The organism is Campylobacter sp. MIT 21-1684, from assembly GCF_026241315.1.
Taxonomy (GTDB): Bacteria; Campylobacterota; Campylobacteria; order Campylobacterales; family Campylobacteraceae; genus Campylobacter_D.
On the sequence record NZ_JAPHNA010000004.1, the window covers coordinates 16163 to 33465 of the forward strand.

17 protein-coding genes are annotated in these 17303 nt (G+C 31.3%); 12 read left to right on the forward strand and 5 right to left on the reverse strand.

The features are described 5' to 3' along the window. Window positions 1-12: 12 nt before the first annotated feature. The 3 genes from OQH62_RS02575 to OQH62_RS02585 all read right to left on the reverse strand — a co-directional run bounded on the left by OQH62_RS02575 (window position 13) and on the right by OQH62_RS02585 (window position 2330). Window positions 13-327, reverse strand: a complete 315-nt coding sequence (locus OQH62_RS02575; RefSeq protein WP_266013403.1) for a PepSY-like domain-containing protein — start codon at window positions 325-327, stop codon at window positions 13-15. 66 nt (window positions 328-393) lie between these two features. Further along, the gene (locus OQH62_RS02580; protein WP_266013407.1) at window positions 394-1209 is read right to left on the reverse strand and encodes a phosphatidylserine decarboxylase; all 816 of its coding nucleotides are present in this window, start codon (window positions 1207-1209) and stop codon (window positions 394-396) included. Next, a complete protein-coding gene (locus OQH62_RS02585; RefSeq protein ID WP_266013623.1) occupies window positions 1206-2330 on the reverse strand; it encodes a metallophosphoesterase in 1125 nt (374 codons plus the stop codon). The genes OQH62_RS02580 and OQH62_RS02585 overlap by 4 nt, the downstream gene beginning before the upstream one ends. A gap of 85 nt (window positions 2331-2415) precedes the next feature. Here OQH62_RS02585 and gltX point away from each other — a divergent pair, with 85 nt between their 5' ends. Genes gltX through OQH62_RS02600 form a run of 3 tightly spaced genes read left to right on the forward strand, consistent with a single transcriptional unit; the run spans window position 2416 to window position 5611 of the window. Further along, the gene (gene gltX / locus OQH62_RS02590) at window positions 2416-3711 is read left to right on the forward strand and encodes a glutamate--tRNA ligase (RefSeq protein WP_266013410.1); all 1296 of its coding nucleotides are present in this window, start codon (window positions 2416-2418) and stop codon (window positions 3709-3711) included. Window positions 3712-3713: 2 nt separating this feature from the next. Continuing rightward, entirely contained in the window at window positions 3714-3998 is a 285-nt protein-coding gene (locus tag OQH62_RS02595) for a YggT family protein (protein ID WP_266013413.1), read from the forward strand. Beyond that, complete coding sequence (locus tag OQH62_RS02600) at window positions 3995-5611, forward strand: lytic transglycosylase domain-containing protein (RefSeq protein ID WP_266013416.1); 1617 nt, start codon at window positions 3995-3997, stop codon at window positions 5609-5611. The genes OQH62_RS02595 and OQH62_RS02600 overlap by 4 nt, the downstream gene beginning before the upstream one ends. Here the strand turns inward: OQH62_RS02600 and OQH62_RS02605 are convergent. Beyond that, entirely contained in the window at window positions 5520-6011 is a 492-nt protein-coding gene (locus tag OQH62_RS02605) for a hypothetical protein (RefSeq protein WP_266013419.1), read from the reverse strand. The genes OQH62_RS02600 and OQH62_RS02605 overlap by 92 nt on opposite strands. A gap of 94 nt (window positions 6012-6105) precedes the next feature. Between OQH62_RS02605 and mobB the strand changes: the two genes are divergently transcribed. From mobB to OQH62_RS02630, 5 genes are read left to right on the forward strand one after another with little or no spacing between them, the layout of a single operon-like run. Beyond that, window positions 6106-6597, forward strand: a complete 492-nt coding sequence (gene mobB / locus OQH62_RS02610) for a molybdopterin-guanine dinucleotide biosynthesis protein B (RefSeq protein ID WP_266013423.1) — start codon at window positions 6106-6108, stop codon at window positions 6595-6597. Then, entirely contained in the window at window positions 6598-7437 is an 840-nt protein-coding gene (locus OQH62_RS02615; RefSeq protein WP_266013428.1) for a class 1 fructose-bisphosphatase, read from the forward strand. It abuts the gene before it with no gap. Between the two features lie 5 nt (window positions 7438-7442). After that, window positions 7443-7637: a hypothetical protein gene (locus tag OQH62_RS02620; RefSeq protein WP_266013626.1), complete on the forward strand. Its 195-nt coding sequence runs from the start codon at window positions 7443-7445 to the stop codon at window positions 7635-7637. 9 nt (window positions 7638-7646) lie between these two features. Beyond that, window positions 7647-9521 carry a methionine--tRNA ligase gene (metG, locus tag OQH62_RS02625; RefSeq protein WP_266013431.1) on the forward strand — a complete coding sequence of 625 codons (1875 nt, stop codon included), beginning with the start codon at window positions 7647-7649 and terminating at the stop codon, window positions 9519-9521. Further along, window positions 9521-10468: a hypothetical protein gene (locus OQH62_RS02630; protein WP_266013434.1), complete on the forward strand. Its 948-nt coding sequence runs from the start codon at window positions 9521-9523 to the stop codon at window positions 10466-10468. The genes metG and OQH62_RS02630 overlap by 1 nt, the downstream gene beginning before the upstream one ends. 32 nt (window positions 10469-10500) lie before the next feature. Here the strand turns inward: OQH62_RS02630 and OQH62_RS02635 are convergent, their stop codons facing one another. After that, the gene (locus tag OQH62_RS02635) at window positions 10501-10971 is read right to left on the reverse strand and encodes a methylated-DNA--[protein]-cysteine S-methyltransferase (protein ID WP_266013436.1); all 471 of its coding nucleotides are present in this window, start codon (window positions 10969-10971) and stop codon (window positions 10501-10503) included. Window positions 10972-11023: 52 nt separating this feature from the next. Here OQH62_RS02635 and OQH62_RS02640 point away from each other — a divergent pair, with 52 nt between their 5' ends. From OQH62_RS02640 to OQH62_RS02655, 4 genes are read left to right on the forward strand one after another with little or no spacing between them, the layout of a single operon-like run. Beyond that, complete coding sequence (locus tag OQH62_RS02640) at window positions 11024-13570, forward strand: bifunctional aconitate hydratase 2/2-methylisocitrate dehydratase (protein ID WP_266013438.1); 2547 nt, start codon at window positions 11024-11026, stop codon at window positions 13568-13570. A 19-nt stretch (window positions 13571-13589) separates the two neighbouring features. Then, complete coding sequence (locus OQH62_RS02645; protein WP_266013440.1) at window positions 13590-14837, forward strand: ankyrin repeat domain-containing protein; 1248 nt, start codon at window positions 13590-13592, stop codon at window positions 14835-14837. After that, window positions 14834-15583: an SDR family NAD(P)-dependent oxidoreductase gene (locus tag OQH62_RS02650; RefSeq protein WP_266013442.1), complete on the forward strand. Its 750-nt coding sequence runs from the start codon at window positions 14834-14836 to the stop codon at window positions 15581-15583. Before OQH62_RS02645 ends, OQH62_RS02650 begins: the two co-directional genes overlap by 4 nt. Next, window positions 15580-17301 (forward strand): Na+/H+ antiporter NhaC family protein, encoded by a 1722-nt coding sequence (locus OQH62_RS02655; protein ID WP_266013445.1) that lies wholly within the window; start codon window positions 15580-15582, stop codon window positions 17299-17301. Before OQH62_RS02650 ends, OQH62_RS02655 begins: the two co-directional genes overlap by 4 nt. Window positions 17302-17303 lie beyond the last annotated feature (2 nt).

Here is a 17303-nt window from a genome sequence, read left to right on the forward strand (position 1 = left end):
AATTAAATTATATTAATCATCAAATTTTTGACCAAGTAAATTCCCTTGTCTGTCAAAAAATAACTCCATATAATTACTGAGTTCAACTTCATAACCATAAGCTTTCCAATCAATATCTTTTATAAAAACACCCGGATACATTGAATTTATCTGTTGCATAATTTTTGGTGGCAAAGCATAATTTTGCGGATAAGCAGGAACTTGCTGATATGAAGTTACTGGAGGATTTTGTTGGGTAGTTGCATTGCTAGTAGCATTTTGAGTATTTAAAAGAGGATTAGCAAAGGCAAGCAAACTCAATGCAAAAATTAAAAAAACTAATTTCATAAAAACTCCTTAAAAAATGATAAGGAAGTATATGTTGTTTATGTGAATTAAATGTGAAATATTTTCTTAATGTATCTCTATAAATTCTGCAATTTTTGCACCAAATTTCAACTCGTTATTTGCAAACTCTTTAAAAAGCATCTGTCCTTTTTGAGCAATAAATACCACAGTAGAACCAAGTTCAAAATACCCAAGTTCTTGTCCTTTTTGAAAAAGTAAATTGTCGTACTTTGTTGTAAAATTATGATTTTTTTTTGCATTAGTTTGTATGCTTGTATCAAAATGAAAACGCATTTTGCCTACATTTCTTGCCCCAATAAAAACAAGCCAAAACAAACCTTTTATACTTCTACATTTTAAACTCACTCTCTCATTTTTTGCATATAAATTGCTAATGGTACAGATATATTTTTCATTGACACTATACAAAGCACCATCTGTATAGGTTGCACTCAGTATCTCTAAATCACAAGGTGCATGATAACGATGATAATCTTTAGGAGCAAGGTAAATATTAAGATAATCAAGTCCATTTTGAAGCTCTTGACTTTCAAAACTCCCTTTTAAGAGTGTTTCTAAGCTATAAGTATGTCCTTTAATAGCAAAAGCGAACAATTCATTATCAGCCATAAAAGCACTCCCAGATTGCAAGACTTTTCCATCACAAGGACTGATAATCCCTTCTTCTAAAACACGTTCTTCTTGTAAAGCCCTTGCAAACAAGGCATTTAAACTTTCATATTCGCTTGGATCTTTAAATTCACTCATATCGATATGGAAGAATTTAATATAGCTCTTATTCAAGAAATTTTGAATCAATTTTGGAAACTTAATAGATGATAGTAATCCAAAAAGATTCGAACTTATTTTAATAAAATTCATTTTTTACTTTTTACATTTAAAATTACGATTTCATTATCAGCAAAGCTACGTATACTAGGTCCCCAAAACCCAGCTCCACTTGTTACATAAAGTTGCGTATATTCACCAAGTTTATAAAGCCCGTGTAAAAAACCTTGATTAAGCTTTACAAGAAACATAAAAGGGAAAATTTGTCCGCCGTGTGTATGTCCGCTGACAATCAAATCAAAATCGCTTAAATCATATAATAAAGCAGTTTTTGGTTGATGAGCTAATACTATACTTGGCTTTGAAAAATCAATTCCTGCTTTGATTCTTGCTACATCTGGGGCAAAAAGCCCTTTCCTTAAACCTTCCAAATCACCTAATCCAGCTATATTCATAAAACCTAAATCTTTGGTTTCATTAAGTAAAATATTGATATTAGTACGTGTTCTTAGCAAGTTTAAAACTTCATTAATACCTTGATAGTATTCGTGATTCCCAACAGCATAAAAAGTACCATAAGTAGAATGAAAATCATCAAGTTTTGAGATATAACCTTCTAGATTCTTAGGATTTGTATCTATTAAATCGCCCGGTATTAATACCATATCAACATTTTGTTCATTAACTTTTGCAATAAGTCCATTTAAAAAATCTTCGTGCAAATTTTTACCTAAATGAATATCACTTAGCAATGCAATTTTTAAAGTTCTGTCTAAGTTATCAAGAGAGAGTTCTACATTTTTTACTTCTGGTATCCTCAAGGCATTATGAATGCTTGCATAAGTTAAGAAAATTCCACATAGAAGAATGGCAACTTCAAAAAACACACGCAAAGCCATATGGATTTGCAAAGATGTTTTGTAAAATAAAAATCGTATCAATCTTGCGGTATCAAGCATAACAACAAGAAAAAAGAAACAATAAGTCGGTGCATATAATAAAGCTAATATACTATAAATTTCATCACTTAAATACTCATCTCTGCGCAAAAGCAAAAACAGCGCTTGAGCAAAAAAAAGCAAAGTTAAAACGAGAGCAAAAAGCGTATTGATATATCTAAAAAGTATAAATTTTCGTACTAATCTTTTATAGATATAAACGTTTGCCAAAGCAAAAATCAATAATACAACTAGAGAAAAAAATAAAAATATCATAAAACCATTATAGCAAAAAAAAATAAATATTCTATCTAAAATTTCTTTGCTATAATGCAATAAAAATTCATTGTTAAGGTTAATAATGTATCGTTTTGCTCCATCTCCCACAGGGGATATGCATATAGGAAATTTACGAACAGCTCTCATTAATTATCTTTGTGCTAAAAAAGAAAATACAAATTTTATTTTACGTATTGAAGATACAGATAAAGCAAGAAATATAGAAGGCAAAGAGAAAGAGATTCAAGATCTTTTGCAGCTTTTTGGACTTTCTTGGCAATATTTATACATACAAAGTGATAATCTCAAATTTCACAGACAAATGGCTTTACAACTTGTAAGTGAAAAAAAAGCCTTTGCTTGTTTTTGCACCCAAGATGAACTTAAAGCGAAAAAAGAATTTGCAAAAAAACATAACAAAGCTTATCGTTACGACGGGACGTGCGAAAATTTAGATGCTAATGAAATTGTAATGAACGAAAAAGCGTTTAGCATTCGCATTAAAAAACCTGAAACTGCTATAAAATTTCAAGATTATATCAAAGGCGAACTTCATTTTGAACCTGAAAATATCGATTCTTTTGTTATTATGAGAGAAGATAAAACACCTACTTACAATTTTGCTTGTGCTGTTGATGATATGCTAGAAAATATTACTTGCATTATACGTGGTGAAGACCACGTTTCCAATACTCCAAAACAAGAGCACATTCGCAGCAGTTTAAATTATGAAAAAACGATTAAATATGCACATTTACCCATCATTTTAAATGAACAAGGAGTAAAAATGAGCAAAAGAGAAACCCATTCTAGTGTCAGATGGCTCTTAGAAAATGGAATCTTGCCAAGTGCTATTACAAATTATTTACTCCTCTTGGGCAATAAAACACCTTGTGAAATTTTTACACTTAATGAAGCTTTAACTTGGTTTGAAATTTCAAATATCTCTAAATCCCCAGCTCGTTTTAATCTAAAAAAACTCTTACAAATCAATAGAGAACATATCAAAATGCTTGACAATGAAAAACTCAATGCTTTACTTGGCTATAAAAAAGATGTTGCAGATTTAGCGAAATTTTATATCCAAGAAGCAAGCACCATAGTAGAACTAAAAGAAAAATTACAGACAATATTTTCAGAAAAAGACTTCAAAGAATTGAAACAAGAATGCCAACTCTTAAAAAAAATTTTAAGTGATATGGATCTGGATGAAAAATATGACAATTTTAAAAATACTCTTATGCAAGAATCAGGACTTAAAGGAAAAAAATTTTTTATGCCTTTGCGAATTATACTTACAGGTTCAACAAATGGACCTGATGTGAGTGAGCTGTATCCTTACATTAAAAAATTTATCAAAGAACTTGCAAGGATGTAACAATGCTACTATTTGATTCTCTTATTCTGTCTCTAGTACAAATCTTACAAATACTCATTAGTATTTATACTTGGATTATTATTATTAGTGCTCTTTTGAGCTGGGTCAATCCTGATCCTTATAACCCTATCGTACAAATTCTTTATAAACTAAGTGCTCCTGCATATGCCTTAATACATAAAATTCCGACTCGCATAGGCAACATAGATCTTGCGCCTTTAATTATTGTTTTAATTTTACAATTTTGTAGCATTTTGCTTGGGAATTTTGTAGGAATGGTACTATGAATTTTTTTTTCCTATTAAGCTTTCTTTTGCTATTTGGCTGTTTAAAAGCCCAATCTTACGATATAGAAAAACTCAAAAAACAAGATAATTCTTTGGCAAAAGATTATTATATCTACAGGTTGCTAGAAGAAAACAATCTAAGCAAACAAGAAATTCAAAGTCTTCATTCACATATTTTTCGTTATGTTGGAAAAATTAAGACAGAGGTTGAAAAGATTGTCAAACCCAAAGCTTATATAAATCCAGAATTTGCTCCGTGTTATCTCTACACAAAAGAAAATATTTTAGATGCAAACACCACTTGTCAAGCTATAAGACTCAATTCTATCGCTTTCATCTCAAGTCTTAACACACAAACTAGAAACAAACTTGTGAAGAAATTTGAATCAAAAAGAACTGATTTGAGCAATTTATTACTCGCCTTTAATACAACAAATCCTATGGCTTTCATAGTTGAAAAAGAAGATATAGCTGGTTTTTTAAAACTCTATAAGTATTTCCAATTAAAAGATTTCGAACTCGATGCACAATTTATTAACAAACTCTCAAAGAGTACAGCTTTTAAAGAATTTGCGCAAAATATAATTCTTAAACAAGAAAGTCCTAAATTGCGAACTTCTTTTTTGCAAATAGATTCAAATTCTACAAAAGAAGAAACTGCTTTTTACTTAGGAGTAAATGCTCTTGTTTATGATAGAGAAGATTTAGCATACCATTTCTTCAAAAGAGCTGCACACAGTTTGCAAAATCAAAATGATAAAGACAATGCTTTGTTTTGGCAGTGGTTTCTTAAAAAAGACCCAAAAGACTTACAAAGTTTGACAAAAAGTCCTTCAATAAACATCTACACTCTTTACGCTAGAGAATTAACAAATGCGGATTTTCCTCAAACAATCAATGTTAAACCAAGCAAAGAAAAAAGTACTTTTAATATGCAAGACCCTTTTGCGTGGCAAAAACTTGCTAAAGATATACAAAATGCCGATGAAACAAAACTTCAAAAACTTGCGAATGAATTTAACACGCAAGAGACCTTGCCAATCTATACATATATTTTGGAAAGACTCTCGAAATTTAAAAAACATTATTTTATAATGCCTTATTTCGAACACATTAAAAATTATGATAGCGCACGTCAAGCACTTATTTTGGCTATAGCAAGACAAGAAAGCCGTTTTATTCCAACAGCTATTTCGACTTCTTATGCGCTCGGAATGATGCAATTTATGCCTTTTTTAGCTAATCATATAGGAAAAAATGAACTTAAAATTGCTCAGTTTGACCAAGATTTTATGTTTCAACCTAATATTGCTTATTTTTTTGCCAACCATCATTTAGATTATCTTGAAAGTCGTTTAAAATCTCCTCTCTTTATCGCTTATGCCTACAATGGAGGTATAGGCTTTACGAACAGAATGTTGGCACGTAAGGATATGTTTAAAGAAGGGAAATTTGAACCCTTTTTATCAATGGAACTTGTGCCTTATCGAGAAACTAGAATTTATGGAAAAAAAGTTTTAGCTAATTATATTGTGTATCGACATCTACTGAACGATAGTATAAAGATTTCGGATATTTTTGAAAGTGCAATTCAAAACAAGGTAAAAAATTAAGGCAAATTTGAGCTTTTATTTCTGTTTCATTTTGTTTCGTTGGACTTGTAATTTTAAAATATTGTGAAAATTTATTCTTAAAAAGATACTGCAAAAGCATATTATTTTCTTTCAATCCTTCTATCTGCGCTTGTCTTTGATTGATAAAAACCTCTAAATGCTGTATCATAAAAGATTTTGGAGTAAGGACAAGAACCAAAACATCATTTGAATTTTGTTTTTCTAAAACAGGATTAAGATAGCTTAAAGTTACAACAGCATTCAAATCTTTTGCGGAAATTTTATATTTTTGCGAAAACATTAAAGTTTGCGCCTGTAAATCAGTTTCAATCAATTGATCTTGTTTTAAAGAACACGCATTAAAAAGAAAGAAACCCGCTAACAAAAGAAACATTCTCATATATTAATCCCCATTTTAAATATTGCAACTCTTTAACTCTATTTTTGCTTTAAGATATTATAATTTTCTTTCTATAATGTTAAGGAATAATAGTATGAAAAAACTGATTATGGCTTTTAGCGGACCTTCAAATTCCGGAAAAACTACCTTAATCACTGCAATAGCCAATGAATTGATAAAAAAGAAACTTAAAGTAGTTCTTATTAAACACGACCCATCTGATAAAGCTCAATTTGATCATAAGGGCAAAGATAGCTTTCTTTTCTTTGAAACAGGAGCAGAAACAATAGTACTTAGTCCGACACGTACAACTTTTTTTTCACATAAAGAAAGAGATGTGTTAAAAGCACTAAAACTTGCTGGTGATTTTGATATATGCTTAGTAGAAGGATTAAAAGAACTCAAACTCCCTCGTATCTGCGTTTTTTATAACGAAATAGATAAGAGTTATTTTGCTTTCTCTCAAGCTGTAGCAAGCCATAAAAAAATTGTTGATAAGAATCTTACTTGGCTTGATTTAAACGACATACACAATTTATGCGAGTATGTACTTCAAAATGCAAAAAATATACAAGGAGAAATTTAAATGCACAATATACTTACTCATATAAAAAAAGCTATACTGCAAATATCTAAAGAACTTCAATTTCCAGATACAAGTTATAGCAAAAATATAAATGCCACAGGCGATACCCAACTCAAATTTGATGTTTTAAGTGATGGAATTATTACCCAAACATTAAGTCAATGTCAAAGCATTAAAGCTCTTGTAAGTGAAGAAAAAACTGAAAGTTTGGAATTAAATCCTAAAGCAAAATTTATCGTAGCCTATGATCCTCTTGATGGTTCAAGTTTAATGGAAGTGAATTTTGCAATAGGATCAATTTTTGCCATTTATGAAGAAACAATGAGTGCAAAAAATCTCAAACTTGCCTTATATAGCATCTATGGTCCAAGACTTGAGCTTGTCATTTGTGAAGAAAACCCAAAACTTTATCGTTTAAACAATACAAAAAATTTTGTTTTCATTAAAGAACTTCGAATGCAAGAACAAGGCAGAATTAATGCTACTGGCGGTACACAAAAATTTTGGGATAACAAACACTCTAATTTTATAAAAACTCTTTTTGCTGAAGAATATAGACTTCGTTATTCTGGAGCAATGGTAAGTGATACACATCAAATCTTACTCAAAGGAGGAGGGATCTTTAGCTATCCTGCAACACAAGATGCACCGAATGGTAAGTTAAGGGCTTTTTTTGAAGTTTTTCCTTTAGCTTATATTATAGAAAAAGCTGGTGGAAAAAGCACTAATGGCTATAACAGCTCTTTGCTTGAACTCGAATTTGAACAAATTCACGCTACTACCCCTTGCTTCTTTGGTTCAAAAAAAGAAATTGCACAACTTTTAAAGGCTTATAAATGACTGAAATAAAACAACAAAGAGATGAATTTGAACAAGAATTGGATAAGAGAAAAGAATTCTTACTTGAATGTCAAAATTTAAAACATAAAACTTGCTATAATTGCGATGAAATTTTTGACTGCCAAACACGTAAAAATTATGTTGATGCTGTTTATAATAGTATGTCTAAAGGCAAAACTGAGGGCGGATTTGATTTTTAAAGGAAAATTATGCGTTATATCACTACTCCAATTTATTATGTTAATGATGTTCCACACTTAGGACACGCTTATACGACTATTATAGCTGACACTTTAGCACGGTTTTACCGCCTTCAAGGGCATAAAACAATACTGCTAACAGGTACAGATGAACACGGACAAAAAATAGAACAAGCCGCTAAAGCAAAGAACTATACTCCTAAAGAATACGCTGATAAAATAAGTAATGATTTTAAGAAACTATGGGATGAATTTGAAATAAGCTATGATATTTACGCAAGAACAACAGATTTAAGACATATTGATTTTGTAAAAACTATGTTTTTAACAATGTGGCAAAAAGGTGATATTTATAAAGATGAATATGAAGGATTTTATTGTATTTCTTGTGAAAGCTTTTTTACAACAACTCAGCTTAAAGATAATACCTGCCCTGACTGCGGAAAACAGACTACACTTTTAAAAGAAGAAAGTTATTTTTTTAAACTCTCAAAATACGAAAAAAAAATTCTTCAATGGTATGAAGAGAAAGATCCTATCCTACCAAAAAATAAAAAAAATGAATTAATTAATTTTGTTCAAAGCGGACTTAAAGATTTGTCTATAACACGTACAAGTTTTGATTGGGGAATTGAACTTCCAAAAGAAATCAAAGATGATAAACATATTATTTATGTATGGCTTGATGCACTTTTTATTTATATTAGCTCACTTGATTATGGTACTAATGGATACAATGCTCAATTTTGGCCAGCTCATATTCATTTTGTTGGAAAAGACATCTTGCGTTTTCACGCTATTTATTGGCCAGCTTTTTTAATGAGTGCTAACTTGCCTCTTCCAAAATATATCGCTGCACACGGATGGTGGACGAAAGATGGAGAAAAAATGAGTAAATCAAAAGGCAATGTTATAAAGCCTAAAGAAATTGCCAATGCGTATGGTTTAGAGAGTTTTCGATATTTTTTGCTTAGAGAAGTGCCTTTTGGAAATGATGGAGATTTTAGCGAAAAGATGCTTATTGGTCGGATTAATGCTGAATTGAGTAATGAATTTGGAAATTTATTAAATCGTATTATAGGTATGAGTCAAAAATATAACAAAACATCTATTACAAGTGAACAAGTTGAATTATTTTTTCAAAATGAACTTAATGATACACACCAGCATTTACACTTAGCAGAGGAATTCTTGGAGAATATCCAACCAAATCGTTATTTAGAAGAACTCTTCAAGGCTTTAAGCATAGCAAATTTAAGTATTAGCAAATATGAGCCTTGGAATTTAATAAACAATAAAGAATATGAAAAAGCAAATGCTTTGATTGCCTTATGTGCGAATATTTTAGCAAAAACAAGCATTTTATTGAGTCCTGTTTTGCCAAAAAGCTGTGAAAAAATAGCAAAAGCATTAAATTTTACAATTTCAAATAAAAGCTATGAAGAACTCTTATTGAAAAAAGGATTGTATAATTTTCAAACAAGTACTTGTGAATGCTTATTTGCAAAGATAGAAAAAGCTCTTTTAGAAGAAAACAAACAAAAAGAAAAGCAAGAAACAAAGGTTTCCCTTGACGATTTTACGAAACTTCAAATTAAAGTCGCTTTAGTCAAAGACTGCCAAAAAATAGAAGGAAGCGAAAAGCTTTTAAAATTTGAACTTCAACTTGATCAAAATGAATTGCGACAAGTGATTTCAGGTATAGGAAAATTTTACAAACCGCACGAACTTATTGGAAAACAAGTATGTGTGCTTAGCAATCTTAAAAAAGCAAAAATTTTCGGATATGAAAGTGATGGAATGATACTTTCGGTACAAAATGGCAAAAAACTTGTTTTAATCACTCCAGAACAACTTGTTGAGAATGGCTCTCTTATAAGCTAATGATGAACATTAGCAATCTTAATGAACTTTTAAATACGCAAATCACAAATAAAGGTTCTGTTTCAAGTGTTGGAGGATTTGCACTTGAATTAAAAGAATTAAAACACGGCTATGCATTTTTTTGCCAAAATGAAGAAGATCTTGATAAAGCTTTGCAACAAGGTGCTTTTGCAATAATTTCTGAAAAAGAACTCGCTGTCAAAGATAAAGAAGTGTTTTATCTAAAAAGCAAGAATTTAAAAAATTCTCTTACAAGACTCTTGCGTTTTATATCCGAAGAAAAAGAACTGTGTTTTTTAAAACTTGATACAGAAAGTCTTAATTTTTCAAAAGCTTTTTCTTTACAAAAATTACAAGGTGATGTCTGTTTAGATTTTAATCTTTTACTTAAAGCAAAACAAAAAGCAATCTTTTGTTATGATGAAGAAAGTTATCTTTTACAATTAGGAGCATACTATGAAAGACTTCCTTCATCTTGCTTCGAAATTTTAAATCATTCAAGCCTTTTCTTTACAAATCTACTTTGCGAAAATTCTTATTTTAAAAATTTGCATCTTCCTTTTATATACGCTGAAATTTTTGCTCATTTTGTTGCTTTTTTTGAGCAAAAAAAAATGCCTTTACATTTTGACTCTAATAAACTTGATTTTTTTAATGTTTGTTTTATTAATGGAAAAATGGAATTAACAGAATTTGGAAAAAGCTCTAGGGCTTTTATCATAGTTTTTAAAGAAAATGATTTCCTCTACTGGCAAAAAGCTTGTCACGATATAAAAGGTTTTAAAAGTGCAAAAAAAAATTCTTTATCGTGTGATTTTTCTTATCAAACTTTGAACGATTTAAGAAAATTAAAAGACTTTCGTTATCTTCTTATTCTGCTTGAAAACAGAGAGGAATTTTTCAATGAATTCTCTGCGCAACAAAAAGAATTTTCTTTATTTAAATAAAGAAAATTCTTTTAAAGAACAAAGTATTGCTCTTAGCTCAAGTCTGATTTGAATTGACAGCAATACTTTTCAAGCTTTAATAAAAAAGTTTTATAATTTAAACCTCCACTATACCCGCCTATGCCATTACTTGCAACGATTCTATGACAAGGTATAAAAAGAGGAAGTTTGTTTTTTGAATTTGCATTCCCAACAGCACGATAAGCATTCTTATATCCTATTTTTTCAGCTATTTCTTTATATGTTGCTGTTTGACCATAGGGAATTTCTTGTAAAGCTTTATACACTTTTCTCTCAAATACAGTTCCTTGTAACAAAAGAGGTGTTTTAAATTCTTGCAATCTTCCTGAAAAATAAAGCTCAAGCTCAGCTTTAGCTTGCTCTAATACTTCACAACTCTTTACTTCTCCTGTTTTTTGACAAAAAGAAAGTTCAGTAAGGGAATTTCCATTGCTATGTAAAGATAAGTAACAAATTGGAGATTTATAATAAATTTTAAACATTTTTTATCCTTTAAAAGGCTATAATTGAAAAAATTATACACAAGGAGAGAAAATGTCCTTTAAAGAAGAATACGCTAAACTAGTTCAAGAAAGAGCGGCGTTAAGTATTCCAGCTTTAGCTTTGAATGCTGAACAAACAAAAGAGCTTTGCAATCTCTTACAAATAAACGATGATGAAGAGTTGGCAAATCTTTTACAAAATCGTGTTAATCCCGGAGTTGATGATGCTGCTTTAGTAAAATGTGAGTTTTTAGATGGTATTTTAAAGGGTGCATTTCAAGCCCCAAATATCGATAAAAAACGAGCTTTAAAAATGCTTGAAACAATGTTAGGTGGTTATAATGTTAAAGTTTTAATTGATGCTTTAAAACAAGAAGATACAGCACAAGATGCTGCCAATGTACTGAAAAATATTATTTTCGTACACGATAATTTTCATACCATTGCAGAATTAAGTAAAAATAATAAATATGCAAAAGAAGTACTCCAAAGTTGGGCAAATGCGGAATGGTTTGTTAAAAGAGAAAAGCTGCCAGAACGAATACAATGTGTTGTTTTCAAAGTCGCAGGAGAAACAAACACTGATGATTTAAGTCCGGCAGGAGATGCTTTCACAAGGAGTGATATTCCTTTACACGCTAATGCTATGCTGAAAGTGAGACAAGCGGGTTCGCTTGATATGATTAAAAAATTAAAACAAAGTGGAAAAGAAGTTGTATATGTGGGTGATGTTGTAGGTACAGGTTCAAGTAGAAAATCAGCGATCAATTCTATACAATGGCATTTAGGAAAAGAAATCGAAGGTGTGCCAAACAAACATAGTGGAGGTATAATATTAGGATCTACAATAGCTCCTATTTTCTTTAACACAGCTCAAGATAGTGGAGCTTTGCCAATTATTTGCGATGTAACAAAACTTGAAATGGGAGATGAATTTGAAATACATCCTTATTCTGGAAAAATTGTTAAAAATGGTTCAGTTATAGCTGAATTTACACTTACTCCAAACACTCTTTTAGATGAAGTAAGAGCCGGAGGAAGAATACCTCTTATAATAGGCAGAGGGCTTTGTGCAAAAGCAAGAGAATTTCTAGGACTCGAACCTGAAAAAATCTTTGTTAAACCCGAACAACCAAAAGAAGATAAAGGTGGTTATACACTTGCACAAAAAATGCTTGGACGTGCCTGTGGAATTGAAGGCGTGCGTCCGGGTATGTATATAGAGCCTATAACGCTTACTGTTGGCTCACAAGATACCACAGGACCTATGACACGTGATGAAATTAAAGAACTAGCAAGTCTTGGATTTAATGCTGATTTTGTAATGCAAAGCTTTTGTCACACTGCTGCCTATCCTAAAGTTAGCGATTCAAACTTACATAAAAGCTTACCCGGTTTTATGACAAGTCGCGGTGGGGTAAGTTTAAAACCAGGCGATGGAGTTATTCACTCTTGGCTTAATCGTTTTGTTTTGCCTGATACTGTCGGTACAGGCGGAGATTCTCACACGAGATTTCCAATAGGTATCTCTTTTCCAGCAGGAAGTGGACTTGTTGCTTTTGCTGCTGTAACAGGTTCTATGCCTTTAAATGTTCCTGAAAGCGTTTTAGTAAGATTTAGCGGGGAGCTTCAAGCAGGTATTACTTTGAGGGATTTGGTAAATGCTATCCCTTATTATGCTATCAAACAAGGGCAGCTTACAGTAGAGAAGAAAAATAAAAAAAATATTTTTGCTGGTAAAATCTTAGAAATCGAAGGTTTGCCAAATTTAAAAGTTGAACAAGCTTTTGAACTTAGTGATGCAAGTGCTGAAAGAAGTGCTGCAGCTTGTAGCGTTGATTTAAGCATAGAAAGTGTAAGTGAATACATCAAATCAAACATAAGTCTTATAAATGCAATGATAGAATCAGGTTATGAAGATAAAGCTACTCTTGCGCGTAGAGCTAAAAAAATGGAGGAATGGCTTAAAAATCCTACTCTTTTAAGAGCTGATAAAGATGCGAAATATTCTTATATAATTGAAATTAACTTAAATGATATCAAAGAACCTATTTTAGCTTGTCCAAATGACCCTGATGATGTAGCAACTTTAAGCGAAATTTTGCAAGACGAAAAACGTCCAAAAAATATTGACGAAGTTTTCGTAGGTTCTTGTATGACAAATATAGGACATTATAGAGCTTTGGGAGAAATTTTAAAAGATAAGGGTATGCTTAAAACAAGACTTTGGGTTGTTCCGCCTACAAAAATGGATAAAGCGCAACTGACAAAAGAAGGGTACTATAATATCTTTGGTTCTGCTGGAGCAAGAATAGAAGTTCCGGGCTGTTCTTTGTGTATGGGAAATCAAGCTCGAGTTGATGATAATGCTGTAGTTTTTTCAACTTCAACAAGAAATTTTGATAATAGAATGGGTATGGGTGCAAAAGTATATCTAGGCAGTGCAGAACTTGCTGCTGTAAGTGCAATTTTAGGCAAAATTCCTAATAAAGAAGAGTATTTACAAATAGTAAGCGATAAACTTAATGATTCACACAAAGCAAATATTTATAAATATTTAAATTTTAACGAAATAGAGAATTTTAAGCTTGAAAATTAACTTATAACAAAAGGTGCGAATGAAAATTCTGTTTTTTCTTTCTTTCTTTGCTCTTTGGCTTGCAGGGCAAGAAACTGTAACTTGTGAGTTTATTGAGACTCACAAGGAAAATTTTTTCGAAAAAAAACTTGATTCCCACGATATAAATTTATTTCATATTATATCAGATTGCAAAAATTCTTTAAAGAATCAAGATATAACACGAAAACTCTATAAATTAGCAAACAAAATTCACGGTGGCAATAGTTCTTGCGGAGGCATTTCTTATATTCCTAAACTTGCTGAATTTAATGCTTTGCTTTTGCAAATTGCTATTAATCCAAGTTCTTATAAAAAACTTGAAGATTCTAAAGCGCAAGAAAAAAAATATGATATTTTAAGGTCTTATTTTAGATATTGGGCATACCAAAGTATAGGAAATTTCAAACTTTATCAAGAATTTTGGAGTGAATATAATAAAGCCCTAGAGCCTTTAGAGCAGTATTTTCAAACTCATTTTAACTTTGATCAAGCAACTAATATTTATTATACAACTAACACTTTAAACGAATTTCTTAATTGGGCTGTTGGAGATACAAGAATTAAAAAAGATATTAGTGCTTTTTCAAAATTTATAGCCAATAAAAACTATGATCTTGCACGCGTACAAGATTTTATCTATGCAAATAATCCAAATAGAGATGAACTTACACTAGCCTTACAAGCAGCTCTTTTAAATCAAAGAAAAAAAGAAATTATAGAGCTTCTTGTGAATTTTGGAGCAAAAATAAATGAAGGGTATGAAAATGCTATTTTTTATGGACTTGAAAACTATGAAAACACAAAATTTTTACTTGAAAAAGGAGCAAATGTAAATAGCACGAATGCTTTTGGGAAAACTCCATTATTTTATGCCATAGAATTGCAACGTAAAGACATTATTGCTTTGATCTTAGAAAGAGGAGTAAATGTAAATCAAAAATATATCAATAACAATGAAAAATTAGCTTTGAGTGCAAATATAGGTGCTGATACTCCTTATTTTATAACATTTTGTGCATTAGAGCACACCTCAAAAAATATTTTAATGCACGCTGCAGCCTATGGAGATGTGGAAATTTTACAAATGCTTATTTTTCAAGGGGCTAAATTGTTTGAAGTTGATGATCTTGGTTTTAATGCACTTGATTTTGCTCTTGCAGCAGGACAAAAAGAAAATGCAAACTATTTGCGAAGTTTAGGGTTAAAAGCAAATGAACACTTATACTATAAAGGAAATTTAGAATGAAAACAGCACTAGTAACTGGTGCAAGCTCTGGCTTTGGAAAGGCTTGTGCAGAAGCTTTTATTCAAGCGGGCTACCAAGTAATTGCCATAGCAAGACGCAAGGAAAGATTAGATGAGCTTGTCAAAAATTATAAAGAAAAAATTTTTCCAATTTGTTTAGATATAAGAAAACAAAAAGAAGTTTTTCAAGCAATAGAAACACTACCTAATGAATTTAAAGATATTCATATACTTTTCAATAATGCTGGTTTGGCTTTAGGCGTTGATGAATTTGATAAATTAAGTCTTGAAGATATTAATACTATGGTTGATACAAATATTAAGGGATTTTTGTATATTGCAAGAGCTGTTATTCCTTTGTTGCGTTTGCAAAAAAATGCTTTTATTTTTAATCTCGGTTCAGTTGCTGCAAGAAATCCTTATTTTGGCGGTAATGTATATTGTGGAACAAAAGCTTTTGTCGGACAATTTTCTCGAGCCTTGAGAAATGATTTAAGAGGGACTAACATTAAAGTTACTACTCTAGCACCTGGTCTTTGCAAGACGGAATTTTCTCAAGTACGGTTTAAAGGTGATAGTAAGAAGGCTGATTCTTTATATGAAAATACACAATTTATCAGTGCGCAAGACATCGCTCAAGTGGTATTGTCTCTTATCCAATTGCCAGAACATATCAATGTTAATGAAATAGAACTTATGCCAATTACCCAAACTTGGAATGGTTTTCACATAGAGAAAAATCAATGAAATATATCTTTCTCTGTTTTTTACCTCTCTTTAGCTTTGCTAACCCACAAGAAAATGCTCAATTATTTGGTTTTTACACTTTGATTCCGCCTTGTATTGCCATTCTCCTAGCTTTTATTACAAAAGATGTTATCCTATCGCTTTTTATGGGTGTTCTAAGTGGAACTTTTCTTCTCAGCCTTGCTTCAAACATCTTTCACTCTACCCAAATAACTCTTATTAATATTTACAATACAGCAGTTGAATCTTTTTCTAAAATTGTCTCTTATATTTTAGTTTCAGCTTCTGATTCTGTTAATGCAGGTATCATTTTACAAATTCTTTGCATAGGTGGGCTTGTTGCGCTTGTTACAAAGATGGGCGGTGCAAAAGCTCTAGCATTAAATTTTGCAAAAAAAGCAAAATCAGCCCTTAGTGTTCAAATTAATACTTGGTTTTTAGGGCTCTTAATTTTTTTTGACGATTATGCAAATTTATTGATAGTAGGTCCTATTATGAGACCATTGGCAGATAAATTTAAAATTTCTCGCGAAAAATTTGCTTTCATTATAGATTCTACAGCTGCACCGGTTGCTGGAATCGCTGTTATTTCAACTTGGATTGGGTTTGAGGTTTCCTTAATCAAAACAGCATATGAAAATATAGGGATAAGCGATATAAGTGCTTTTGGGATTTTTCTACAAACCATACCTTATCGTTTTTATAATATCTTTATGCTCTTTTTTGTTCTAATGACTGCTGTTATGAGGAGAGAATTTGGACCTATGTATAAAGCGGAATTGAGAGCAAGGAGTACAGGGCAAGTTGCGCCATTGCAAAAATCTGGCAAAATCGACACTACAGAAATTGAAGATCAATTTTTAGCCCCAAAAGAAAACATAAAAATACATTCTTTTGATGCCATAGTACCTATTTTAACACTTATCTTTCTTTCTATTATAGGTTTTTATTTAAATGGTTTAGAGAGTTTAAAAGATAAAGAGCTTGAATTCGCAAAAAACAACCCTTTTTCTTTTGAAACATTACGTTTAACTTTCGGCAAAACTGACTCTTCTGTGGTACTTTTTCAAGCAGCTTTATTTGCTGCTATTGTAGCTATTTTTTTAGGAGTTAAACGGAAAATTTTCACAATAAAAGAAGCTATTGAAACTTGGATTTATGGCTGGAAAACAATGATTTTAACCATAGTTTTGCTTTTATTTGCTTGGTCGCTTTCAAGCGTAGTAAAGGATTTAGGAACTTCTTTATTTATCACAGGACTTTTGGCTGATAAAATCCAAGAATTTATTCTTCCTGCTCTGATTTTTGCCTTAGCATCTGTAATCTCTTTTGCTATAGGCACAAGTTATGGAACTATGGGTATTTTAATGCCCTTAGTTGTGCCTTTAGCACATACCATTGGTAAGGATAGTGGTATGGATTCAAATACTTTACATCATTATATGGTAGTAAATATAAGTTGCGTTTTAACAGGGGCAATTTTTGGCAACCACTGCTCTCCTATTGCTGATAATGTTATCCTTTCTTCTATGAGCGGCAAATGCGATCATATGGAACACGTACGTACTCAAATTCCTTACGCTCTTTTCATCTGCATTCTTTCACTTTTTAGTGGGTATATTCCTGTATCTCTAGGGTTAAGCGTTTGGATTGTTTTACCACTCAATTGTCTTTTTATTGTCTTTTTGCTTCGCATAATAGGAAAAAAATGTGAGTGAAA

Bases quoted from the DNA above. Each gene is read 5' to 3' on its own strand.
- OQH62_RS02575 (WP_266013403.1), bottom strand. From the start codon at position 327: ATGAAATTAGTTTTTTTAATTTTTGCATTGAGTTTGCTTGCCTTTGCT.
- OQH62_RS02580 (WP_266013407.1), bottom strand. From the start codon at position 1,209: ATGAATTTTATTAAAATAAGTTCGAATCTTTTTGGATTACTATCATCT.
- OQH62_RS02585 (WP_266013623.1), bottom strand. From the start codon at position 2,330: ATGATATTTTTATTTTTTTCTCTAGTTGTATTATTGATTTTTGCTTTG.
- gltX (WP_266013410.1), top strand. From the start codon at position 2,416: ATGTATCGTTTTGCTCCATCTCCCACAGGGGATATGCATATAGGAAAT.
- OQH62_RS02595 (WP_266013413.1), top strand. From the start codon at position 3,714: ATGCTACTATTTGATTCTCTTATTCTGTCTCTAGTACAAATCTTACAA.
- OQH62_RS02600 (WP_266013416.1), top strand. From the start codon at position 3,995: ATGAATTTTTTTTTCCTATTAAGCTTTCTTTTGCTATTTGGCTGTTTA.
- OQH62_RS02605 (WP_266013419.1), bottom strand. From the start codon at position 6,011: ATGAGAATGTTTCTTTTGTTAGCGGGTTTCTTTCTTTTTAATGCGTGT.
- mobB (WP_266013423.1), top strand. From the start codon at position 6,106: ATGAAAAAACTGATTATGGCTTTTAGCGGACCTTCAAATTCCGGAAAA.
- OQH62_RS02615 (WP_266013428.1), top strand. From the start codon at position 6,598: ATGCACAATATACTTACTCATATAAAAAAAGCTATACTGCAAATATCT.
- metG (WP_266013431.1), top strand. From the start codon at position 7,647: ATGCGTTATATCACTACTCCAATTTATTATGTTAATGATGTTCCACAC.
- OQH62_RS02630 (WP_266013434.1), top strand. From the start codon at position 9,521: ATGATGAACATTAGCAATCTTAATGAACTTTTAAATACGCAAATCACA.
- OQH62_RS02635 (WP_266013436.1), bottom strand. From the start codon at position 10,971: ATGTTTAAAATTTATTATAAATCTCCAATTTGTTACTTATCTTTACAT.
- OQH62_RS02640 (WP_266013438.1), top strand. From the start codon at position 11,024: ATGTCCTTTAAAGAAGAATACGCTAAACTAGTTCAAGAAAGAGCGGCG.
- OQH62_RS02645 (WP_266013440.1), top strand. From the start codon at position 13,590: ATGAAAATTCTGTTTTTTCTTTCTTTCTTTGCTCTTTGGCTTGCAGGG.
- OQH62_RS02650 (WP_266013442.1), top strand. From the start codon at position 14,834: ATGAAAACAGCACTAGTAACTGGTGCAAGCTCTGGCTTTGGAAAGGCT.
- OQH62_RS02655 (WP_266013445.1), top strand. From the start codon at position 15,580: ATGAAATATATCTTTCTCTGTTTTTTACCTCTCTTTAGCTTTGCTAAC.